This window comes from uncultured Winogradskyella sp. (assembly GCF_947496485.1).
Lineage (GTDB): Bacteria > Bacteroidota > Bacteroidia > Flavobacteriales > Flavobacteriaceae > Winogradskyella.
The window spans coordinates 1646569-1669997 of record NZ_CANMCZ010000001.1; the positions used below are offsets into that span (position 1 = coordinate 1646569).

18 protein-coding genes are annotated in these 23429 nt (G+C 32.7%); 8 read left to right on the top strand and 10 right to left on the bottom strand.

Annotated elements, in window-relative coordinates; translation table 11 throughout:
- Positions 1 to 79: 79 nt before the first annotated feature.
- Positions 80 to 931, bottom strand: a complete 852-nt coding sequence (locus Q0822_RS07095) for an OmpA family protein (RefSeq protein ID WP_299121888.1) — start codon at positions 929 to 931, stop codon at positions 80 to 82.
- Positions 932 to 1072: 141 nt separating this feature from the next.
- Here Q0822_RS07095 and Q0822_RS07100 point away from each other — a divergent pair, with 141 nt between their 5' ends.
- On the top strand, positions 1073 to 2815 hold the full coding sequence (locus Q0822_RS07100) for a Na/Pi cotransporter family protein (protein WP_299121889.1): 1743 nt from the start codon (positions 1073 to 1075) through the stop codon (positions 2813 to 2815).
- Between the two features lie 23 nt (positions 2816 to 2838).
- Positions 2839 to 3966 (top strand): chromate efflux transporter, encoded by a 1128-nt coding sequence (gene chrA, locus Q0822_RS07105; RefSeq protein WP_299121891.1) that lies wholly within the window; start codon positions 2839 to 2841, stop codon positions 3964 to 3966.
- A gap of 62 nt (positions 3967 to 4028) precedes the next feature.
- On the opposite strand, the gene Q0822_RS07110 is transcribed toward chrA, so the two are convergent.
- A complete protein-coding gene (locus Q0822_RS07110) occupies positions 4029 to 6329 on the bottom strand; it encodes an inorganic phosphate transporter (RefSeq protein ID WP_299121893.1) in 2301 nt (766 codons plus the stop codon).
- Between the two features lie 78 nt (positions 6330 to 6407).
- On the bottom strand, positions 6408 to 7613 hold the full coding sequence (locus Q0822_RS07115) for a porin (RefSeq protein WP_299121896.1): 1206 nt from the start codon (positions 7611 to 7613) through the stop codon (positions 6408 to 6410).
- 378 nt (positions 7614 to 7991) lie between these two features.
- On the opposite strand from Q0822_RS07115, the gene Q0822_RS07120 reads away from it, so the two are divergent.
- Positions 7992 to 8357 (top strand): nicotinic acid mononucleotide adenyltransferase, encoded by a 366-nt coding sequence (locus tag Q0822_RS07120; RefSeq protein WP_299121898.1) that lies wholly within the window; start codon positions 7992 to 7994, stop codon positions 8355 to 8357.
- 78 nt (positions 8358 to 8435) lie between these two features.
- Here the strand turns inward: Q0822_RS07120 and Q0822_RS07125 are convergent, their stop codons facing one another.
- Together Q0822_RS07125 and Q0822_RS07130 are read right to left on the bottom strand one after the other, a co-directional pair.
- Positions 8436 to 9749 (bottom strand): hypothetical protein, encoded by a 1314-nt coding sequence (locus tag Q0822_RS07125; RefSeq protein ID WP_299121900.1) that lies wholly within the window; start codon positions 9747 to 9749, stop codon positions 8436 to 8438.
- A gap of 36 nt (positions 9750 to 9785) precedes the next feature.
- Positions 9786 to 12578, bottom strand: coding sequence for a TonB-dependent receptor (locus Q0822_RS07130; RefSeq protein WP_299121903.1), 2793 nt, complete (start codon positions 12576 to 12578; stop codon positions 9786 to 9788).
- A gap of 225 nt (positions 12579 to 12803) precedes the next feature.
- Here Q0822_RS07130 and Q0822_RS07135 point away from each other — a divergent pair, with 225 nt between their 5' ends.
- Together Q0822_RS07135 and Q0822_RS07140 are read left to right on the top strand one after the other, a co-directional pair.
- Positions 12804 to 14141: a deoxyguanosinetriphosphate triphosphohydrolase gene (locus tag Q0822_RS07135; RefSeq protein WP_299121905.1), complete on the top strand. Its 1338-nt coding sequence runs from the start codon at positions 12804 to 12806 to the stop codon at positions 14139 to 14141.
- An 86-nt stretch (positions 14142 to 14227) separates the two neighbouring features.
- Positions 14228 to 14410 (top strand): hypothetical protein, encoded by a 183-nt coding sequence (locus tag Q0822_RS07140; protein WP_299121907.1) that lies wholly within the window; start codon positions 14228 to 14230, stop codon positions 14408 to 14410.
- Here the strand turns inward: Q0822_RS07140 and Q0822_RS07145 are convergent.
- Positions 14375 to 16171 carry a 1-deoxy-D-xylulose-5-phosphate synthase gene (locus Q0822_RS07145; protein WP_299121909.1) on the bottom strand — a complete coding sequence of 599 codons (1797 nt, stop codon included), beginning with the start codon at positions 16169 to 16171 and terminating at the stop codon, positions 14375 to 14377. The two genes, Q0822_RS07140 and Q0822_RS07145, sit on opposite strands and share 36 nt — an antisense overlap.
- A 166-nt stretch (positions 16172 to 16337) precedes the next feature.
- Here Q0822_RS07145 and Q0822_RS07150 point away from each other — a divergent pair, with 166 nt between their 5' ends.
- The 3 genes from Q0822_RS07150 to Q0822_RS07160 are packed head-to-tail and all read left to right on the top strand — an operon-like array spanning position 16338 to position 19922.
- Complete coding sequence (locus Q0822_RS07150; RefSeq protein WP_299121911.1) at positions 16338 to 18968, top strand: T9SS-dependent M36 family metallopeptidase; 2631 nt, start codon at positions 16338 to 16340, stop codon at positions 18966 to 18968.
- 25 nt (positions 18969 to 18993) lie between these two features.
- Positions 18994 to 19443, top strand: a complete 450-nt coding sequence (locus Q0822_RS07155) for a nucleoside deaminase (protein ID WP_299121912.1) — start codon at positions 18994 to 18996, stop codon at positions 19441 to 19443.
- Positions 19444 to 19454: 11 nt separating this feature from the next.
- Entirely contained in the window at positions 19455 to 19922 is a 468-nt protein-coding gene (locus Q0822_RS07160; RefSeq protein WP_299121915.1) for a protease complex subunit PrcB family protein, read from the top strand.
- A 55-nt stretch (positions 19923 to 19977) separates the two neighbouring features.
- Here the strand turns inward: Q0822_RS07160 and Q0822_RS07165 are convergent, their stop codons facing one another.
- The 4 genes from Q0822_RS07165 to Q0822_RS07180 form a co-directional block, all read right to left on the bottom strand.
- Positions 19978 to 20169 (bottom strand): cold shock domain-containing protein, encoded by a 192-nt coding sequence (locus Q0822_RS07165; RefSeq protein WP_008269621.1) that lies wholly within the window; start codon positions 20167 to 20169, stop codon positions 19978 to 19980.
- A gap of 181 nt (positions 20170 to 20350) precedes the next feature.
- Entirely contained in the window at positions 20351 to 20596 is a 246-nt protein-coding gene (locus Q0822_RS07170) for a hypothetical protein (protein WP_299121917.1), read from the bottom strand.
- 146 nt (positions 20597 to 20742) lie between these two features.
- Complete coding sequence (gene aspS / locus Q0822_RS07175; RefSeq protein WP_299121919.1) at positions 20743 to 22497, bottom strand: aspartate--tRNA ligase; 1755 nt, start codon at positions 22495 to 22497, stop codon at positions 20743 to 20745.
- 82 nt (positions 22498 to 22579) lie between these two features.
- Positions 22580 to 23293 carry a T9SS type A sorting domain-containing protein gene (locus tag Q0822_RS07180; protein ID WP_299121921.1) on the bottom strand — a complete coding sequence of 238 codons (714 nt, stop codon included), beginning with the start codon at positions 23291 to 23293 and terminating at the stop codon, positions 22580 to 22582.
- Positions 23294 to 23429 lie beyond the last annotated feature (136 nt).

Consider the following 23429-nt stretch of genomic DNA (forward strand, 5'->3'; position numbering starts at 1 on the left):
AAATTATGGAATAAAAAAAGCATCCAATGCCGAACTTTACGGGAGGATGCTTTTTTGTTAGTTTAGATAGATTTGAATATTAATTTGCTTCCATTAAAGCAAAAAACTTATCTATGTTTGGCATTAATATAATGCGAGTTCTTCTGTTCTTAGCACGATTAGCTCTAGAATCATTTTCAACCAAAGGTTGGTAGCTACTGCGACCAGAAGCGATTAATTGCTCAGGTGCTACATTAAATTGCTTTTGTAATTTTTTAACTACTGAAGTAGCACGTAATACACTTAATTCCCAGTTGTCAGAAACTTTAGCTGTATTAATACTTCTAGAATCTGTATGACCTTCTACCATAACATCTAAGCTTGGCTCAGAATTGATAACATCTGCTAACTTTTTTAAGATTTTATCTGCTTTATTACTAACTCTATAACTTGCAGTATTAAACAACATATCATCATCAATAGATATCATTACCACAGTTTCATTAATATCTACAACGATATCTTCATTTTCGTCTAGGTCATTAGTATTAATCGCTTTACTTAAGTTATATTGTACAGCTAGGTTCATTGAATCTTTCAATGTTTTTGCACCTGCTAATTTTTCTGGACTTACGTTTTGTAAAGTTGCACGCATTTTTTCTTTGCTTGCACCAGAAGCGACAGTACCGTCTTTAGAAACTTCAAATTTTGCTTTGTTCTCTATAGTTAAGCCTTCAACATCTTGATTTAAGGATTGAATCTTATAGTTATAGTCGTTAACACGTTTCTCTATAACAGCAAACTTGTTTTCTAAATCTTCTTTTTCGACTTTAGTTTTTGTTAGTTCACTTACAGTTTCACCGTGTTGTTGTTCTAAGGCTAAGTATTTCTTTTTTGAAACACAAGCGGTTAATAAAATTGTTGTTACTAATAGGATTGAAATTTTTTTCATGTTTAAGTTTTTGGTTAATTTATTCAATACAATTACATATACGGCGAAAGTGTTTAAAAAGACGTCGAAGTGAAAAATTAAATTCACTTTTTTTTACTTAACAATTTATTTACATTACCTTCAATATCATATTTATATTTTATGCAATACGGATTTACCGATATTCTACAACTCATAGGATCTTTAGGCGTCTTTCTTTTCGGTATGAAAGTGATGAGTGACGCCCTTTTATTATTAGCAGGTAATAAAATGCGATCTATCTTAGCTAAAATGACTTCCAATAGAGTCTTCGGAATAGGAACTGGTTTTTTAATAACATCAGTTATTCAGTCGTCATCAGCAACAACACTTATGGTAGTTAGCTTTGCAAATGCAGGCTTGTTGACCTTGGTTGAGTCGATAGGTGTTATAATGGGAGCCAATATTGGTACCACAATAACGGCATGGCTAATTACAATATTAGGCTTTAAAGTAAGTATGAGTACTATCGCTTTACCTTTAGTTGGCTTTGGCTTTGGCTTTACGTTTCTTAAAAAAGAGCAACTAAAAAATTTGGGAAGCTTTATCATTGGCTTTGCTTTGTTGTTTATTGGGCTTCAGTTTCTTAAAGAGGCAATGCCAGATATTAAGAATAATCCAGAATTGTTAGCGTTTTTATCGCGTTATACAGATTTGGGCTATTTGTCTATTCTATTATTCTTACTCATAGGAACTTTATTAACCGTTGTTATTCAGTCTTCTAGTGCTACTATGGCATTAACTTTAATAATGACTGCACAAGGATGGATACCTTTTGAATTGGCAGCTGCTATGGTTTTGGGTGAAAATATTGGAACAACAATTACTGCGAATTTAGCTGCTATTATTGGTAATTATAAAGCCAAACAAACGGCAAGAGCACATCTAATTTTCAACCTAATGGGAGTCTTATGGATGTTAGTTTTATTTTATCCTTTCTTAAAAATGGTAAGTTGGTTGGCTATGTATTTGGGTTCTGAGTCTCCATATGTTAGTGCTGCATCTATTCCTGTAGCGATTTCTTTATTTCATACTACTTTTAATATTGCTAATACTTTTTTGTTGGTTTGGTTTGTAAAGCCAATTGCAAAGTTAGTAGAGCGCATTGTGCCAGAAAGATTAGAAGACGATAAACAAATAGATGAGCCAAAATACTTAACTAAGGATTCTTTAAAGTATCCTGAAACGGCAATTTCAACATTGCAAAAAGAATCTAAATACTTATTTAAAAATGCTGTCTTTGAAATTGTATCTCATGCGTTGAATATTCACAGATCTGATATTAAATCAGATTTGAAGGTGAAAAAGGTCATTAAAAAATCTAATATTCTGTTTGATACTAATGTGAGAGAACTTTATGCTACAAAAGTTAAAAATATATATGGTAAAATCATTAGCTATGCGACCAAAGCTCAGACTGCACTGAAGTTAACTGAGGCTCAAAATAATCAACTCTTAGAGCTAAAAATTGCCAATAGAAAAATGGTTGAAATATTGAGGTATGTTGGAGAATTAAGTAGAAATGTTAATCTGTACCTAAATTCTGATAATAAATATATTAGAAAAGAATATGATAAAATTAGAAATAGAGTAGTTAAAGTATTGCGCGTGATTCATCTATTTAGAACAGAGAAAGAAAACGAAGTATATCACAATAAATTGGTTAAACTAAGGCAAGAGGTGAGGGAAACATTTCATTCCAACAATCGTAAAATTGATGAACTAATTAGAAATGATTTAATTACAGTAGATATGGCCTCATCACTGTTTAACGATTATGATAATGTTAATGATATGATTGAAAATCTTATTGAGGTTGCTGACTTACTTTATGGAAAAAAAGATTCACTTTTGAATAATGAGTAAAGTTATTCTTTTCTACTAAAATTATGAATGAAAAATTACTTGAGGTTGCAAAGGTGTTTTTTAAGTTAGGTTGTTTTGCATTTGGTGGTCCTGCAGCTCACATTGCAATGATGGAAGATGAGATCATTGAAAAACGCAAATGGATGACTAGAGATTATTTCCTAGATCTCATTGGTACAACAAATTTAATTCCTGGACCTAATTCTACCGAAATGACAATGCATTGTGGATATGAGCATGCTGGCAAAGCAGGCTTATTTGTTGCTGGAATTGCATTTATTTTTCCAGCTACTATTATAACTGCAATTTTAGCGTATTTATATGTAAAATATGGTCAGCTTCCGGAAGTAGAACCCTTTATTTATGGTATTAAACCTGCTGTTTTAGCAATAATCGCAGGAGCAATTTTAAAACTAGGTAAAAAGGCGGTAAAAAGTATAGAACTCATAATTCTTGGTGTAATAGTTTTAGTTGTAAGTCTCTTAGGAGTAAATGAAGTTTTAGTTTTATTAGCGGCTGGAATTTTTGGGATGTTATATTTTTATTTAAAATCAAAGACAAAAGATAGTTTTAACTCAATTTCACCATTCCTTCTCTTTCTAGGAGTAAATACTACAATAGCAAAGGTATCTACGCTAAAATTGTTTTTAATTTTCTTAAAAGTAGGTGCTATACTTTATGGTAGTGGCTATGTTTTGTTTGCATACTTAGATGCAGAATTAGTAACTCGAGGATTACTAACCAGAGCTGAGCTTATTGATGCTATTGCGATAGGTCAATTTACACCAGGACCAGTACTATCCACATCTACCTTTATTGGATATCAGCTTTCTGGATTTACAGGAGCATTAGTAGCTACAACAGGAATATTTTTACCATCTTTTTTATTCGTTTTAATACTTAATCCATTCATACCTAGAATGCGAAAATCAACGATACTACGTTATTTTTTAGATTCTGTAAATGTGGCAGCAGTAGCTGTAATGCTCGCAGTATTGATTGTTATGGGAAAAGAAACATTGATAGAGTGGCAAAGTATAGTTATAGCTTTAATCGCTGTATTTTTAACTTTTAAGACCAAAGTAAGTACAATATGGACAATTGTAATCGGTGCAATTTTTGGATATGTTATAATTACTTTTACTAAATAAAAAAGCCATCACTTATAAAGTGATGGCTTTTAAAATGATTAAGGCGATTCGCACCTTGTCTTTTATAACTTTTTGTCTGTATCAACTGTTGTTTCATCCACTACTTCTATGGTAGCAGGTTCAACAGAGGCATCATGAGCACTATGGTATTCCTCTAGTAAATTCATAGTAGCATTCATTAAATCCTTTGTTTCTAGTAAAACACTAAAGTATAAGGTGGTGTTTTTTGGACTGGATTCTTCAGTACGTGTTCTCTTGACTTGTTGCTTTATCTTATCTTTAACAAGGTCATAAACTTCTTTTTTCTCATTTATGATGGCTCCAATATCTTCAAAAGACCCAGACTTAAATGCTTTTTCAGTATCAGCAAATAAAACCTCTAGCTTATCATCTATTTCCTTTAACTCCTTAATTTGGCTAAATTTAAGCTTTTTATGGTTATTGTTAATGTGTTTATGACTCACTTTAGAAATATACTCTAACGACTGTGCCATATCTTGCAGATGTCCTAGAATATTAATATAAAAATTACTGGCTTCAACACTAGATTCATCTAAATTTTTAATGAAATAAAATATGTTATCTCGTAACGTATCAATCTCATTAGATAATTTAACAACTTGTCCCTTACTCTTCTTTAGTAAGGATAATTCTTGCTTAGCTAAACCAACAATAGAATTAGAATATATTCTATTAGTACGTTTTACAACTTTAGCAATATTTCTAGCACTTTCGTGAATAACACCCTGTACAGAGCTGATTTCTGAAGTTGTTAAGCTATCCTCATCAATTTTCTTATTAGACTTATCTTTGTGTGATTTATAGTTTCTATATAATAAAATACCAGTTAATAATAGAAGTATTGGTATCATTACACTAGGATTCCAATTAATAAGGAATACAACAAAACCAGCAGCAATAAATGCTCCTATAGCAGTTCCAAACCAACCACCTATTACATTTAATACACCAGCTACACGATACACTGCACTTTCTCTTCCCCATGCTCTGTCAGCAAGTGAAGTACCCATGGCTACCATAAAGGTTACATAGGTTGTAGATAGTGGTAACTTCATGGAGGTAGCGATAGCAATTAAAATACCAGCTACCATTAAGTTAACAGAAGCACGAATCATATCGAATGCAGGAGCATCAATACTTTGATCTTTTGTCATTATAGATTCCGGTTTGTCAAACCTCTTACCTATATTACCTGTAACTGAGCTTGGTAGGATAACACCAAAGTAATTAGATAACTGGGTTGTTCCTTTTACAATTGCTCTTGAAAGTCGATTTGGTTCAAACTTCTCATGAGTTTCTCCTTGACGTGATAAACTAATTTCAGTTTCTGCAACGGTTTTGGCTTTTTTAGAAAACCATAGGGTAAGTACCATTATAGCACCTGCAATAAATAGTAATAACGGTTCAGCAGGAACTTTTTTATCTAAAACCGACATCGACATAGTTACGTCCATACCTCCAGCAATCCATGCCTCATAAGAGTGGTATGCTGCCATAGGTACACCGATGAAGTTTACTAAATCATTACCAGAAAAAGCTAATGCCAATCCAAAAGTACCAATTGCTATGACAACAAGCAATACAGTTTTTTTAGTGATTCTCTCAAATATGAATGAAAATAGTGTCCAGAATACAAAACTAGCTAGTATGATATAAATTTCATTTCCTTCTAATAAATCTTTGAGATCACTGTAATATGGGGTGCCTTTAAGTCCCTTTAAGAAGATAAAATAGGTGATAGCTGTTAAGGCAACACCTCCGAAAACCATTCCAAAATTCTTTACTTTTTTCTCATAATTAAATGTAAAAATAAGTCGCGAAATCCATTGCACTAAAGCACCAACGGAGAAAGCAATAACTACAGATAGTAAGATACCAGATATAATTTCAATTGCTTTTTCTGTATTTATATAGGTTGCTAAATCAGCAAAGGTTTGAGAATCTGAGTTACTAATTTTAATCAACGACATTACTACAGCTGCTCCTAATAAGTTGAATACAATAGAAACCGTTGTAGATGTTGGTAAGCCAAGCGTGTTAAAAAAATCTAACAGTAATATATCTGTTATCATTACTGCCATAAAAATGAGCATAATTTCACCAAACTCAAATTGTGCAGGGACAAAGATTCCTTTACGTGCTACTTCCATCATACCGCTAGAAAATACAGCACCAATAAAAATCCCTAAACTAGCGACGATCATTATTGTTCTTAATGAAATAGCCTTAGATCCAATAGCAGAATTTAAGAAATTAATTGCATCATTACTTACACCAACTACAATATCAGCAACAGCTAAAACTGTGATAGCGATTAACATCAATAAGTAAATATTATCCATAATTTTTAATTAAAATAAGTTTGCAAATATCTTTATACAATTTCAGTATAACGTTACCTAATTGTTATTTTTTATTTGTTAAAAATGAATGTCGAATCCTATTCTAAAAGTTATATTGTCATCATTTCCATCTAGAGTTGAATAACTAATATCAGACTGTACTTTTAGTTTATGACCCACAACAAATTTATTAACACCAAGTGTATATTGTTCTGTTGGCAATGCACCTGTTTCACTTTCATAATCTACAGTAGTAAAACGTGCAGCAATTTCATAATTGCTTTTAAATAAATAACCTGCTTGTAAGTTTAAAGCGTTACCTGTTAAAACAATATCTCCTGTCGGAGTTGTGCCATCTGCTTCAGTCGCAATAGCATCTTCTGCAGTTCGCTTTGCATATTCTCCCATAAATGAAAACCCATCATACTTAAACATGGCATCTGCAAAAATAGTAGTTTGGTCTGTTTCGTAAATTGTACCATCTGTTCTTATCATATAATCTCCTGCAAAACCTCTTTCTCTCACAGCATCTTGATTATAATTATAGGTAAATCCAACCATTAACTTTGGCTTCTCTTCACGTTTTAAATCAGATTGACTGTAATCTCCTTTAGATTTAAATGTTCCAAATGGAAGGAACTCTAAACGTCCTGTATATTGCAGTCCTCCTTCATTTCCTTCTGAAACATTACGACCCTCACCTTGAGACACAGAAAACTTCTCACGCATTAAGAAATCGCCTCCTAAATTGGTTTTGTGTCTAAGTTGAATACCTAAATCACGGTCAATATTAAATCGGCTATTAAGCAATGAACGATCAATTAATTGTAGATTTCCTGAAGATACAACACGTTCAACATTACCTGGAAGTTTTGTTTGTCCTGCCCATAATTCCCAATTACCAGCAAAATTCCACATAATCACGGCATCTAAAATATAACGCGGAGTATTTCTGTTAAATTGATTGGCGCCAGATATATCTCTGTTAGACAAACCTAATTCTATTTTATATTTAAGTTTAGGACTGTATGCAAATCCATCAAACTTTAAACGCGCTCTACGCACAATAAAGTTGTGTTCTGGACTTCCATACTGATTTCCATCATGATCCCAAGAAGACATTGAGCGAACTTGAAAACGTGGAGCAAATTTTATACCAAAAGAACTGTCTTTAGCAACAAAATTAATTAGACCTTTCCCGAAAGAAGTGTCACTGATTTCTTGTGCACTAAGCGAAGTTAGAGCTATTAGGGCAATAGCCACTAATGTAAATTTTAGTTTCATTGTATGATTTAGTTTTTGTCGGGTACAAAGAACTTACTTATTTCAAATACAAATGTTTCCTTAGTGTTAAGTTTTTGCATAAAAAACTGCCTTGGCCAAAGGCAGTCATTAGAATTCATGATAATTAGTCGACAAAAACTAGTAGATCATACGAAACTAATATGTCTTATAAGACAAGGCAAATGTATGAGTACTATTTAATTACAGTGTAACCTTAGCATTAACTAATTATTAAGCTTAAATCATGAATGCATAATTTTTAAACACCTGTTTATCAATTAATTGTGTTTTCAATGTAAAATTAATGTTAAGTAAATGTTGTTTAAACATTAAGAAATCTTTATATTTGATTGAATAAATAATTTTAAACCCATAATTATGAACAAGAATGTTTTAATGTTGTTCGCCTTATTTGTCGGTTTAGTTTCTTTTGCACAGCAAGAGCGACAATTAAAACTTAATGAAGACACTAATTTAATTGAAGTAACTTATTTTCATGACAATGGAGTTGTAAGTCAAACAGGATTTTACACTACAGATGGTAAATTACAAGGTGAATGGTTAAGTTTTGATAGTGACGGTAAAAAAAGCGTTTCGGCGAATTATGATAATGGGGAAAAGGTCGGCAAGTGGTTTTATTGGACAAATAAAACTTTAAGAGAAGTAGATTATACAGATAATGCTATTGTTAGTGTTATAGAATGGAAAAAAGATGATGAAACATCTCTAGCATTCCGTAATTAACAATGAAACTCTATAACAAAATATAAAAGCATCTTTAATTTTAAAGATGCTTTTTTTATTACCATTAATCTAAATATTTTAGAATCTTACCCAACCTTGAGTCCAATCATTAGCGGTACTTACAGCACCAACATAATTAACAGATGTAAACCACGAGTTAATAGTTGATGGGTCAATTGCGTTAGCTTCATAGGTTCCTCTAAAACCTACCAATGAAAAATCATCAGGAATTGCTGTACCTGCATTATTAAATGGATCATTAGAACCATCTAAAGTATAATTGGAGTATATTGAATAATCTGCTAGATCAGCAGTAGCATTTCCACCATGATCTAAGTCAAATGAATTTACATTATCTATAATAGAGTTACGTACTTCTACTTCGCCGTTATTAAGGTTAATTAAGGTTTGATCATCATCTACTTCGATACCTTTTCCAGGGAATCCTTTAATAATCATATTATAGGCAGCAACTTTAGTACCAGCTCTAAACTCAATTCCTTTATTTTCTCCGTCTCCATCTTCAGCTCCTAATAAAGTGATGTTAGAAAGTGTAGGGTATGAGAAGGGAATAGCATCTGGTGTAGAAGATAAGTTATCAGCTTCGATACCTTTATCACCTTCTAGAGTTGTTTGTTGTACAACCCAGAATTGGCCTCTACCAACCCAACCGTCAGTCCAGTCAAAACTATCATCTTGTGCACCTGTTGAAACAGCATACTTTAAATCTACAGTTCCACCATAAAATTCAATACCATCATCGTTACCTAAATAAGTCTGAATGTATTCTAAAGTTGTACCGTTACCAACACCATATAAGGATAAACCGTTATACTCAGAGTCGGCATTAATACGACCACCTGTATATTCTAAACGCATGTAACGAATAACTCCAGAGTTATCAGCTGGTTCAGAACCACCATATGTAATATTTGCAACCTCCGCTGTTGCAGTTTCACCTCTATTAATTGGTGCTTTACCAGCAATAATTAATCCGCCCCAATCTCCAGGATTTGGTGTTGCTTGATTAGATGTTATTACGATTGGCTGAGCTGCTGTTCCTTCAGCCATAATTGTAGCACCTTGATTGATTAATAAGTATGAATAGATACCATCTGTTGTCTGACCTGCTTCGATACGAGTACCGGCTTCTATAGTTATAGTTACACCGTCTAGCACAGAAACACCTCCTACAAGTTCATAACAGTTATTTGATGATAACGTAATATCTGAAGTAATTTCACCTGTTAATTGAATACAGTCTGAACCACTGTTTCCTCCGCCAGGATTAATAGTGACATCACCAATACTTTCTTCATTAATTGTACAAGCCTGAAATACGCTAACCAGGGCTAGAAATAATCCTTTAATTATGTTTTGAGTAGTTTTCATAGTTTTGATTTTGATTGTGTGTGTTTTATTTTTTGATTAAAATTTATATGTAAATCCTAGGCTTATGTTTGAACCTATCTGATATGAACTCACTGTAAGTTCTTGATTGATGTCTTCTTGATCTTGGTATCTATCGATTGTTGGATTAAGAAGGTTTTTAGCGGATAAGCCAATTTCCCAATGCTCGTTAAACGTATCTTTAAAGTTGAAGTTTAAAGTTCCGAATCCTTTCTCAAAAATATCTCCTACACCATTACCACCTGCAGAATATATTCTGTCTCCGAAGTAGTTAAAATCTAGAGTTGTAGAGATATTATGTTTTCCGAATTCTTTAGAAAAATTAATATCTGCATTAAAAATATAAGGTGATGCACCTTGTAGTTTGCGTTCTAAGTTTGTTGGTGCAATAGCAGCATTTAAAACTGTAACAGTTGGGTCAATAACAACTTTGGTATACATTACGGTTGCATTTAATCCAAGTGATAAGTTACTCAATGCACTTTCATCATCTTCATTTGTGAAAATGTTATTTAATTGCTGTCTGTATTCTATTTCACCACCGAATATCTTAGCATTATCTGAATTTACAAATGAGTTATTATTGTTTGCAGACGCAATTCTTATTTTTTCAATAGGCTGATCTAGATATTTTCCAAATGCAGTTACGGAAAAGACTTCTCCATTTCTAGGGAAGAATTCGTATTTGATATCGAAGTTGTAGTTGTCCGAATTTTTAAGATCTGGATTGCCAATCGTAAATTCATTAACATCTTCATCTAAGAATGGTGCTATTTCCGTGAATAGAGGCAATGTAATTGTTTTACTTGCGGCTATACGAAGGTTAGTTTTTTCATTAAGTGTATACTTTATATCTAAACTTGGTAGTACAAAAAACTCGTCAATAGTACCTGTAGAAGCATCACTAGTTACAGGATCTTTATAAAATACATTTTGTTCAAAATCCTCAACTCTTAATCCGGTATTAACCAGTACATTTTCTGAAACTTGCCATTTAAAAAGTGCAAAACTCGCGAGTGTATTTAAGTCTGCTTCGTAAGCATTTTGAGGACGTGTTACTTCAATGACATTGTAAACATCATTTAAAAGATTTTGCTCATTTAAAAATGCATCAGGATTATTAAGTTCAACAACTGTATTGTTTGCATCAAAGATGTAGTTAATTTGTTTGGCTTCAAAATCACGTTCTTTGGCTCTTGTATTGATGCCTAGGGTTAGTTTATTTTTAAAGACATCGTCTTCGTCTTTTGAGAAATTGATATCAAAAGAAATATTTGTAGAGAAATCATCCTCGTTTAATTCTTGATAAAAACGTTGGTTGTCACTATCATTAGTATTTCTAAAGTTTCCTAAAACAATAGATCCATCTTGACGCTCAGAAAAGAATAATTGACGTCTATCTGGCACATAACCTAAAGCTTTGTTATACGCTCCACCATAATTGATTTCATATTTGCCATCTTCAAATTTATGATTACCAGTTAATTGCTGAGTAAATAAGTTGTTTTGTTGAAAAGTTCCACGTCTTACATAAGTATTCAGTTCTGTATTTTCACCAGAAACACCAGTAAACTCTCTTAATTCATCTTCAGTATCATTAACAAATAATGTTGTAGAGGTAATCGTATTATTAGAATTCCACTTAAAAGAAGCACTTCCTAAAACAGTCGTATTTGTTTTATATCTGTATCTATCGTAATTAAATAAATAAGATCCTTGATCTAGTTCTCCTTGCGAGTTATAAACCGTTTCAAAACCATTTATTGTAGATTCGTGTCCATTACTAAAAGAAGCAGATAAAAGCAAATCTAACTTACTTGAGTCGCTTGTATTAAAACTATGACCAGCTAAAATATTTGCGTTTACATTCGGTCCATCTAAACGTTGTTCAGGATTAAAGCCTGTTTTAAATGGATAATACTCAACATCGTTACTGTTGTAAGTATAATTAGGAATATTCAATAAAGGGGTTGGGAATCTAGATCCATCATCCAAACCGTAAAAGTCATATTTACCACCATCTAGTAAAAAGAAATCATTTGAGATTGCTGTTGTGTTTACACCAGATCCAAAACCAATTTCTAACAATTTTTTTCCAGGACTATCTTTGGTATTAATATCTACACTCGCACCTGCAAAATCACCATATAGATGTGAAGAATAAGCTTTAAATATCCCTAGGTTTTCTACAATTTTAGTTGGAAATATACCTAGGTCTAATAATTTTAATTTAGGATTTAATGACGGAATTGGTAATCCATTTAAATAAGCAGTATTGTACCTATCTCCCAAACCTCTTACATAAAGTTTGTCACTCTCTTTAGAGATACCTGCTGCTTTTGTTAATCCTGTAGAAACATCACCAACTCCTTTCTTAGACAGTTCTACAGCACCTATTTTAGTCTGAGTTGTTGCTGCCTTTTTTTGTTCTAATAAAATAGCTATTTCACTTTCTTTTTTTCTCGAAACGTCTCCTAATACAACAGTCTCAAGAGTCGCTGCACTAGCTCCCATAGTAACATCTAGTATAGTAACCTTATCAGCTTCCACATTTACTTTTATTTCTTGTGTTTCGTAACCAACAAAACTAAATACTATGGTGTATGAGCCCACTTCTAGATCTTCAAACATATAGAGGCCATCCATATCAGAAGTTGTTCCTACAGATGTTCCTTTTATTAATACATTGGCAAAAGGAAGAGGTTCATTATTATATTCCTTATCAGTTAGTTTTCCTTTAATTGATCCAGTATTCTGTGCAAAAGATATTGCTGAAATAAATAAAATTAATAGTAATTGTAGTCTTCTCATTAGTTCTTTTAATATCGACGGTGCAAAGAAACTACGATTACCTTGTTTGCAGGTTATACAAAAGTTAAACGTTTGTAATCAAAAGGTTAGTTTACTGTTATCTTAATATTAACCCAATTGACATTAAGGAAACAATTACATAACATGGGAATTTTAGAATCTACTAAGCTTTTTGTAATCAATTGTATACCAATTTACATATCTTGCATGCTTTAATTTTAGAATATGCATTGGGAGCAATTATTATCTTTAAAACGCTTTGGCGACACCAATAAAAGACTTAGAAAGGAACAAGATGAAACTCGTTTGGGCTTTGAGGTAGATTACGATCGTATTATTTTTTCTTCAGAATTTAGAGGCCTCCAGGATAAAACACAAGTGGTTCCGTTATCTAAAACAGATTTTGTTCATACACGTTTAACTCATAGCTTAGAAGTTAGTGTCGTTGGCAGATCTTTAGGACGAAAAGTTGGACAATTATTACTTAAAAAACATCCTCATTTAGAAAATGTACATGGCTATAAAATGAATGATTTTGGAGCTATAGTCGCAGCAGCAGCGTTGGCCCACGATATTGGTAATCCACCTTTTGGACATTCTGGCGAAAAAGCTATTGGATCTTATTTTAAGGCTGGAGAAGGAGTACATTTTAAAAAGCACCTAACTGATAAAGAATATCAAGATTTATGTGATTTTGAAGGTAATGCTAATGGTTTCAAAATTCTTACTGAAAGTAGACATGGTAGAGAAGGAGGATTAAGATTAAGTTATGCGACTTTAGGAGCATTTATGAAATACCCAAAGGAATCCTTACCTAAAAAACCTTCTAACCATATTGCAGATAAAAAATATGGCTTTTTTCAAAGTGAAAAACAAATGTTTGATGGAGTCGCCTCTGAACTAGGTTTAACTAAACGCAGTGATGAGTATTTAAGTTTTCAAAGGCATCCATTAGCGTTCTTGGTTGAAGCTGCTGATGATATTTGTTATACCATTATCGATTTTGAAGATGGTATTAATCTTGGACTTATACAAGAAGAATATGCCTTAGAGTATTTAATAACTTTAGTAAAGAATATAAACAAAACGAAATATTCTGAACTAAGAACTACTGAAGACCGTGTTAGTTATTTACGCGCTTTGGCTATTGGAACACTAATAGATGAAGCAGCCTCAATCTTTATGAAAAATGAAGATAGAATTTTAGCAGGTGAATTTGAAACTGCTTTATTAGATGCTAGTCAGTATAAAGCTCAGATTAAAGATATTATTGATATAAGTATAAATAATGTTTACCAATCTAAAGAAGTGATTAATAAGGAAATTGCTGGTTACGAAATATTGAATCAGCTGTTGAATGCTTATGGAAAAATGGCATTTAATTATTTTGAAGGTAATCTTTCTAATTATGATCGATTATTACTGAATGTTTTACCAGAAACAGTTAACCTCACTGCAGATAATTTATATCAAAATTTGTTAGCTATTTGCCTGTACATTTCTAAACTATCCGATACAAATGCGATGCTTCTGCACCAAAAGTTAAAAGGTAATATCTTATAATTTTATACATTTTATCGAATAATTTTGTTTTTTAACGATATTTTGTTTTTATTTGCTTTGCTAATTAACTTTAAATAACCCTACTTATGAAAAATAATATATTAGGTGGTTTAGTTATATTCTTTGTCGTTGTAACTTGCCTGTTAATGATAGATGATATTTCTAATACAAATGAAGTACTATCTTCTACTTATCAAAAAGTTGAAGTAGAACAAGTTGAAGACCAGTCAGATTTAGCTATTGTTGATGGCGTCGAGGAAGACGAATAAATTTTCAATTGCCCTTTTTATTGATTGAGCATCCAATTTTTGTAGTCTCATTAGTTGGTTTACAGTGCCATGTTCAATAAATTCATCCTCAATTCCCAGAATTATTATTTTTTGCTTGTAATTATTGGTATTAGCAAATGCCAATACAGAACTAGCAAACCCACCAACTATTGTTCCATCTTCAATAGTAATTATACTTTCATATTTTTTGAATATATTATGCAGTAATGTTTCATCTAAAGGCTTTACAAATTGCATATCATAATGTCCAATATCATTTTTTTGTTCTATAGAAGTAATAACATCTTCAATAGTTTTAGCTATTGTACCAATACTTAAAATTGCAATTCGTTTACCTTCTTTAAGACATTTCCCTTTTCCTATTTCAATTCTTTTAAAAGGTTGCTTCCAATCTAATAAATGACCTCTTCCACGAGGGTAACGTATAGTAATAGGAAAATTAATTCCCAATTGAACTGTGTACATTATATTTCTAAGCGCAATAGCATCCTTAGGTGCAAAAATCACTAAATTAGGAATGCAATTTAAATATGCTAAATCGAATACACCATGATGCGTCGCCCCATCCTCACCAACTAAACCAGCTCTGTCTAAACAGAAAACAACAGGTAGCTTTTGTAAAGCAACATCATGTATTACTTGGTCATAAGCACGCTGTAAAAAGGTGGAATAAATGTTGCAAAACGGAATTAGTCCTTGTGTTGCCATTCCAGCAGCTAAAGTAACTGCGTGTTGTTCTGCAATACCAACATCGAAAGCACGTTCTGGAATTTCTTCCATCATATATTTTAAAGAACTACCAGTTGGCATGGCTGGTGTAATACCAATAATTTTTTCATTCTGTAAAGCGAGTTCCACAATTGTTTCACCAAAGACATCTTGATATTTTGGTGGTTGCTGGCTAGAGCTAGATTTTGAAATAAGTTCACCTGTATCAGCATCGAATTTCCCAGGGGCATGATATTTTACTTGATTTTCTTCAGCTTGTTTTAAGCCTTTGCCTTTGGTGGTAATCACATGCAAAAACTTTGGGCCTTTTACTGATTTTAAACGCTCTAACTCTGAAATTAATAATGGTAAATCATGACCGTCAATAGGACCAGAATAATCAAAATTTAAAGCTTCAAAAATATTATCCTGTTTCTCAGTTCCTTTTTTAACATTGGTTAAATATTGCTTTAAAGCACCAACACTTGGATCAATACCAATGGCATTATCGTTTAGAATAACTAGTAAGTTTGCGTCTGTTACACCAGCATGATTTAAACCTTCAAAAGCCATACCACTAGCTATAGATGCATCTCCTATTACAGCAACATGGTGTTTATCTTCTCCTTTTAGTTGTGATGCGATTGCCATACCTAAAGCTGCAGAAATAGAGGTTGAGGAATGACCAACTCCAAAAGCATCATACTTACTTTCACTACGTTTTGGAAAACCACTAATACCATTGAGTTGTCTATTGGTCTCAAAAATGGCTTTGCGACCAGTTAGTATTTTATGACCATAGGCTTGGTGACCAACATCCCAAATCAATTGATCTTCAGGAGTGTTAAAAATATAATGTAGTGCAATAGTGAGTTCTACGACTCCAAGACTTGCACCAAGATGACCTTCTTTTGTGGCAACTATATTAATGATGAAATTACGTAGCTCTTTGGCGAGTTGAGGTAGATCATCTGCTTTAAGTTGACGTAAATCTTCCGGGAGATTGATATGTTTTAAAAGTGAATTTTTCACTTCGTAAAAATACGAGATTTAATAAATGAATTAGAAGAAAAATGTAAACCTATTCATTACAACGCACGAAGTGTTTCCAATATCCGGAACGATTCCCTATTTTTGGAGAAAAGAAAATAAGTTAAGCTCGTTTTTACGACTGACTTTTAAACATTTATTACCCGCTATGATAAAAAACTATACTTGCTTTGCATTGCTACTCCTATTGTTATTACCAATCTCATCTGTATTTGGTCAAAACAATCTTCAATCTTCAGAATATGGAGTAATAATAATTGATTATTTAGAAGATAATAAGTCAGATTTCAATTTTCAAGATCAAGATATTGAAGAGTTAGTAGTAACTGATACTTATTATTCAGAGAATACGGATTTAACTCAGGTATATGTTAATCAGACTTATCAGGGCATTAGAATTTTTAATGCTATTTCTAGCATTGCAGTTAAGGATAATAAAGTCTTTTACTACTCAAATAGATTTGTAAATAATATTTCTGACAGAATTAGTTCTACGTCACCTTCTTTTTCGCCGACTTCTGCTATTCAAAAAGTCGCGACCCAGCTTGAATTGGATGGCCTACAAAATATAGAGGAGTTAGAGCGCGATGTAAATCGATATGTGTTCTCAAATTCAGGAATTTCTTCAGAAAATATTCCAATTGAGTTGGTATATGTTAAACAAGGTGAAAGTCTAATTTTAGCATGGGATATGATTATTTATGCCAAAGACAATAAACATTGGTGGAGTGTGAGAGTTAATGCTGTTACCAATGAAATCATAGAGTATAATGATTTGATTTTAACCTGTACTTTTGAAAAAGATCATAACCACTCAGAGCATACAAGTCAATTAGATTATAACGATTTATTTACGTCTTCCAATTCTATTTTAGTAGATGGATCTAGTTATAATGTTTATCCACTTCCATTAGAGAGTCCGAACCATGGTCCAAGACAAATAGTTACAGAGCCGGCAAATCCTAATGCATCTCCATTTGGTTGGCATGATGATGACGGAATTTTAGGTGCGGATTATACAATCGCAAGAGGTAATAATGTTTGGGCAAAAGAAGATATAGATGGAAATAATTCTAGAGTTAGTTTTTCAGCCGATGGTACAGCGTTATTAAATTTTGACTTTCCACTAGATTTTAATTTATCACCATTAGACAATCAAGAAGCTGCAATCACAAACTTATTCTATCTAAATAATATGATGCACGATATATGGTTTCAGCATGGATTTGATGAGAGTTCAGGAAATTTTCAAAAAACAAATTATAGTGGTCTAGGGATTGGAGATGATTTTGTTTTTGCTGATGCTCAAGATGGTAGTGGGTTTAATAATGCTAATTTTGGAACACCACCAGATGGCTCAAATCCAAGAATGCAAATGTTTTTATGGTCTCCTCCAGGCGTTGGAGTTTCGGACAGAGTTGAAATTCAAAATGGGAGTTTAGCAGGTCTATATGATGGTGTAAGTGCTGCATTTGGCGCACAATTATCTTCAACACCGCTTACATCTAGTTTAATTTTGGCAACTGATTCTGGTACTGATATTTATGATGCTTGTGAAGCTATTACTAATCCAGGACCACTTAATGGTAACATTGCAGTCTTAAGACGCGGAACATGTGAATTTGGTGTAAAAGTACTAGCTGTTGAAAATGCTGGAGCAATTGCAGCGATTGTAGTTAATAATGAGCCAGGTGATCCTATTGTTATGGGACCTGGTGCAGTCGGAAATTCAGTATCTATACCTTCAATAATGTTACCACAAGATACAGGAGAAGCATTAATTGCTGCTCTAATTAATGGAGAAAGTATAACAGCCAGTTTATTAGGACCTGATTTAACTGATTTTATAGATGGTGATTTTGACAATGGAATTATAGCTCATGAGTATGGTCATGGAATTTCAAATCGATTAACTGGTGGTCCATCTGCAGCAGGTTGCTTACAAAACAATGAGCAAATGGGTGAAGGCTGGTCAGACTGGTTTGGGCTTATGATAACAATGACAGCAGCGGATTTACCTGATGACGGAAGAGGTATAGGAACTTTTGCTATAAGTCAACCTACTACAGGAGGAGGTATAAGACCAGCGCGTTATACTGCAAATTTTTCAGAGAATAGTTTCACATATAATGCATCAAACACGTTAGCTCAGCCTCATGGTATTGGGTTTGTTTGGGCAACTGCATTATGGGATTTAACATGGGCATACATAGATAAATATGGTTTTGATTCTGATTTGTATAACGGAAATGGTGGTAATAACAAAGTTATGAAACTAGTTATAGATGGTCTAAAATTACAACCATGTGGTCCAGGTTTTGTAGATGGCAGAGACGCACTTTTAGCAGCTGATATGGCAACAACCGGTGGAGTAGATCAATGTTTAATTTGGGAAATATTTGCTGCTCGTGGATTAGGTTTTGGAGCACAACAAGGTGATGCTAATAACCGAAGCGATCAAATAGAAGATTTTACACTGCCACCAACCAGTGATCCTTCATTGGCTAATTGCGCTAGTTTAAGTGTTGATGAGTTTACTGAGAATAGCTTAAGTATATACCCAAACCCTGTACAAACAGAATTATCAATCTCAACTAGTAATAACTTAGGAGATGTTTTAATTACTATAGTAGATATAAATAGCCGTATAGTTTTAGAAACACAAAGGGAATTAAGTAGTACGATTACAATAAATACAAGTCAATTACAATCTGGACTCTATATTCTAAACATCATAGGTGATACCTTTAGCTATAACGAAAAAATTGTTAAAAACTAGTTGATTTTGAATTTCTAACTTTTATATGATAGATCCATTTGATGACACATACTTTATGAGAAAAGCACTTCAGGAAGCTGAAGTTGCTTTTGAAAAAGGTGAAATCCCTGTTGGTGCTATTATTGTAGTAGAAAATAGAATTATTGCAAGAACACACAACCTTACTGAACTTTTGGATGATGTAACTGCACATGCCGAAATGCAAGCCATTACATCTGCAGCAAATTTTTTAGGTGGAAAGTATTTGAATAAGTGCACTTTATATGTCACTTTAGAACCTTGCCAAATGTGTGCTGGCGCATTGTATTGGAGTCAGATTTCTAAAATAGTTTATGGAGCTTCAGATACGCAAAGAGGTTTTAAAGCTTTAGGAACAACATTACATCCTAAAACAGAAGTGTTAAGTGGAATTCTGGCCGAGGAGGCTTCGGCATTATTGAAGCGTTTTTTTATCGAAAAACGCAACTTGAATTAAAATCGAGCATTATGATAAATAAGACTTTTGCAATACTCATACTACTATTTGTATTAAACTGTAAATCGACTCAAAATCAAGAAAAGATGGGAGAGCAAGACATTGTCTTAATTTCTAAAGGTAATCTTTATGGCTCAGGTGAAGAAGGTATTGAAAAACAAAATAGTGTAATTACAAACGATAGTGATTGGCAAGATTTAATGGCAAGAATGAACAGCGTTAACAAAATATCTGGTGGATTTTCTGAATCAGAAATCGATTTTTCAAAATATAGAGTTGTCGCTGTTTTTGATGAGGTAAAATCAACAGGTGGTCATAGTATAGAATTAGATATAGCTTCAAATTCCGAAAATATTGAAGTGAATATAAGTCATAAATCGCCAGAAGGTATGGCAACAACTGTAATGACACAGCCTTATTATATTGTTAAGATTGTTAAAAACGATTTACCAATAAGCTTTTTATCAGCCAAAAATTAGAACAAAAAAAAACGCTCAACCATGGGTTGAGCGTTGAAACTTATAAGATATATACTTACAGTACCTGCACGTTTGCAGCTACCATTCCTTTTCTTCCTTCTTCTTCTGTGTACTCTACGTTATCACCTTCGCGTAATTCTACGCCATTAAGGTTTGATACGTGTACAAAGATGTCTTTTCCTGTTTCTTCGTTGGTAATGAATCCAAATCCTTTTGAATCATTAAAAAATTTAACTGTTCCAGTCATTATAAATATAAATATAAAATTAAAGTGCAAAGATAATATTTTAATCAACGCCAATGTTAATAAATTGTTTTATTTTAAAATATTGACAGTTAATGAGTTAAAATTAATTTCTCATCTTGTACGAGAAACACTGTTAATAGAGGGATTAACAACATCTTTTTCGATTACTATATTTTTGAAACTAAATCTTATTCTTTTTCTGATTTTCTCTCATTTTGTCAAGGTTTTCTTTGGTAAGCATATAATCCTTAACATCTTTTCCTTTCCATCGGTAGTATGAAAATAGTGGAAAAACTACTAGAAATAAACCTACAACACCAAATCCAACAAGCTTTGGAGCATATTCAACATCTAATATTAATCCGCAAGTGATACTTATTATAGAAGCCAAGAAAGCTATGAGTGTGATGACGTGAATAGGTTTCATTTAATGATTTGTTTACACTTATAAATATAAGTTGACACTCAGAAATATATCCATTTCGAAATTAAAAATTTGCGAAATAGGCTTTTAATTTTAAGATTAATTCTATAAAATTAATAAAAAAATCCTGCGAAAGCAGGATTAGAATATTATGATTTTAAATTAAGTTTTAGACTCAGTTCTTCTAGTTGTTCCTCGTCAATTGGTGCAGGTGCATCAATCATTACATCTCGTCCAGAATTATTTTTAGGAAACGCTATAAAATCTCTAATTGTTTCTTGCCCTCCTAAAATGGCTACCAATCTATCTAAACCAAAAGCTAAACCACCATGTGGCGGAGCTCCATATTCAAAGGCATCCATTAAAAATCCGAATTGTGCTCTTGCTTCTTCTTCCGAGAAGCCTAAATGTTTTAGCATAATAGCTTGAGTAGCTTTATCATGAATTCTAATTGATCCTCCTCCAATTTCGTTACCATTCAATACTAAATCGTAAGCATTAGCTTTTACGTCTCCAGGATTTGTATCCAACAATTCTATTTGTCCTGGTTTTGGAGAGGTGAAGGGATGATGCATGGCATGATAATGACCAGTTTCTTCATCTAATTCTAATAATGGAAAATCGATAACCCAAAGTGGTGCAAACACCTTAGGATCTCTGAGGCCTAAACGTTCTGCCAATTCCATACGTAAGGCACTTAATTGAGTTCTCACTTTATTAGTTTCTCCAGAAAGTACACAAATTAAGTCTCCAGGTTTTGCTCCAGTTACTTCTGCCCATTGAGATAAATCCTCTTGGTCGTAAAATTTATCAACCGAAGATTTAAAACTACCATCATCATTACATCTTGAATAAACCATTCCCAAAGCTCCTACCTGTGGACGTTTTACCCAATCAATGAGTTTGTCAATCTCTTTTCTTGTATATGAATTTCCACCAGGTACTGCAATACCAACTACTAATTCTGCAGAGTTAAAAACATTAAAATCTTTGTGCTGGGCTACTTCGTTTAGTTCACCGAATTCCATACCAAATCTAATATCTGGTTTATCGTTTCCGTATAAACGCATCGCATCTTCGTAGAGCATTCTAGGAAATTTTTCTACTTCAATATCATTAACCTCTTTTAGCAAATGACGTGTTAAGCCTTCAAAAGCGTTTAAAATGTCTTCTTGCTCAACAAACGCCATTTCACAATCTATTTGTGTAAATTCTGGTTGTCTGTCTGCGCGTAAATCTTCATCTCTAAAACACTTAACAATCTGAAAATATTTATCCATACCGCCAACCATAAGCAACTGCTTAAAGGTTTGAGGTGATTGTGGAAGTGCATAAAATTCACCTTCATTCATACGAGATGGCACTACAAAATCACGTGCACCTTCTGGTGTAGATTTAATTAAATACGGTGTTTCAACTTCAATAAAGCCTTCATTAGATAAGTAATTTCTAACAGCTTGAGTTACTTTTGCTCTAAAGATTAGGCTTTCTTTTACCGGATTACGACGAATATCTAAGTAGCGATATTTCATACGTAAATCGTCACCTCCATCTGTTTTATCTTCAATGGTAAAAGGTGGAACTAAAGAGGCATTTAATACGTTTAGTTCTGAAACTAAAACTTCAATATCTCCTGTTGGGATATTTGGATTTTTAGAAGCACGTTCAATAACAGTACCTTTTACTTGAATTACAAATTCACGTCCTAATTTTGACGCTTTTTCTATAATGTCTTTTGCAGTTCGCTCTTCATCAAAGTACAATTGTGTGATACCATAACGATCTCGTAAATCGATATATATCATAAATCCTTTATCTCTTATTCCTTGAACCCAACCAGAAAGTGTAACTTCTGTATTAATTTGAGTAACTCTTAATTCACCACAATTATGACTTCTATACATTGATAATATATTAACTATAATAGGTTGCAAATTTAGCATTATTATTAGTAATATAAAGTTGTAAAAGTGCTTTTGTGGCAGTTTAGTTTTTTACAAAGCGTTTGATGATAAAACTATTAGAGCTAAAGATTTTGATAATATAAATTCCTTCTGAAATATTTGATATATCAATGGCAGAATTAGGTTGATTTAATGATTTTATAATACGACCTGTTATTGAGTATATTTCGACTTTATCAATAATATTAATGTTAGAATTTATATTAATCTTTTCTTTTGCAGGATTAGGGGATATGCTTGTCTGTTTTAATGAGTTGTCTTTTATGCTCAAAACAAACTCTTCATAATTAGCAGTATCTCCATTAGCTGCTGTAATAGTTAACGTATTTAGATCATTTACATTATTTATATCATATGATAAAGGAATATTTGTATTATCATAAAAAAAGCCAAAATAGTTGTTTTCAAAAAAGTCATTTTCAGCATATCCACAAATGCTCAATGTTTGAGTAAATGCAGAAACTGAGAATGTTGGTTCTGGGTCGTTGTATGTAACTATACCGTCACTAGAAGTAAAACTGTTGCATACATTACTTGCAAAATCATCTGTGTCTGTGTCATTATCTTGAATCATCTGTAGAACAACCCTTACAACTTCATCATTGCTAGGTGCTTCTATAATATCTCCGTTGATTACAATATTTGTGCAACGCCAAGTAATATCAACCAGGTTTTCACTTTGACCATAGCTTAATATTGAAAAAAAGAGTATGAAAACAAATAAAATTATATGCATATTATTATACAATTCACTTAAAGATAGCAAAAATAAAAAGCCTCAACAATTGCTGAGGCTTTTATCGCTTTTAATAAAATTTCACTAATTCTCTAAAATAAGGGTCTTATATCAAAAGCTTATTGTCTTATAGTTT

Excerpts from the sequence above, each read along its gene's own strand:
- Q0822_RS07095 (WP_299121888.1), bottom strand. The coding sequence starts at position 931 with ATGAAAAAAATTTCAATCCTATTAGTAACAACAATTTTATTAACCGCT.
- Q0822_RS07100 (WP_299121889.1), top strand. The coding sequence starts at position 1,073 with ATGCAATACGGATTTACCGATATTCTACAACTCATAGGATCTTTAGGC.
- chrA (WP_299121891.1), top strand. The coding sequence starts at position 2,839 with ATGAATGAAAAATTACTTGAGGTTGCAAAGGTGTTTTTTAAGTTAGGT.
- Q0822_RS07110 (WP_299121893.1), bottom strand. The coding sequence starts at position 6,329 with ATGGATAATATTTACTTATTGATGTTAATCGCTATCACAGTTTTAGCT.
- Q0822_RS07115 (WP_299121896.1), bottom strand. The coding sequence starts at position 7,613 with ATGAAACTAAAATTTACATTAGTGGCTATTGCCCTAATAGCTCTAACT.
- Q0822_RS07120 (WP_299121898.1), top strand. The coding sequence starts at position 7,992 with ATGAACAAGAATGTTTTAATGTTGTTCGCCTTATTTGTCGGTTTAGTT.
- Q0822_RS07125 (WP_299121900.1), bottom strand. The coding sequence starts at position 9,749 with ATGAAAACTACTCAAAACATAATTAAAGGATTATTTCTAGCCCTGGTT.
- Q0822_RS07130 (WP_299121903.1), bottom strand. The coding sequence starts at position 12,578 with ATGAGAAGACTACAATTACTATTAATTTTATTTATTTCAGCAATATCT.
- Q0822_RS07135 (WP_299121905.1), top strand. The coding sequence starts at position 12,804 with ATGCATTGGGAGCAATTATTATCTTTAAAACGCTTTGGCGACACCAAT.
- Q0822_RS07140 (WP_299121907.1), top strand. The coding sequence starts at position 14,228 with ATGAAAAATAATATATTAGGTGGTTTAGTTATATTCTTTGTCGTTGTA.
- Q0822_RS07150 (WP_299121911.1), top strand. The coding sequence starts at position 16,338 with ATGATAAAAAACTATACTTGCTTTGCATTGCTACTCCTATTGTTATTA.
- Q0822_RS07155 (WP_299121912.1), top strand. The coding sequence starts at position 18,994 with ATGATAGATCCATTTGATGACACATACTTTATGAGAAAAGCACTTCAG.
- Q0822_RS07160 (WP_299121915.1), top strand. The coding sequence starts at position 19,455 with ATGATAAATAAGACTTTTGCAATACTCATACTACTATTTGTATTAAAC.
- Q0822_RS07165 (WP_008269621.1), bottom strand. The coding sequence starts at position 20,169 with ATGACTGGAACAGTTAAATTTTTTAATGATTCAAAAGGATTTGGATTC.
- Q0822_RS07170 (WP_299121917.1), bottom strand. The coding sequence starts at position 20,596 with ATGAAACCTATTCACGTCATCACACTCATAGCTTTCTTGGCTTCTATA.
- aspS (WP_299121919.1), bottom strand. The coding sequence starts at position 22,497 with ATGTATAGAAGTCATAATTGTGGTGAATTAAGAGTTACTCAAATTAAT.
- Q0822_RS07180 (WP_299121921.1), bottom strand. The coding sequence starts at position 23,293 with ATGCATATAATTTTATTTGTTTTCATACTCTTTTTTTCAATATTAAGC.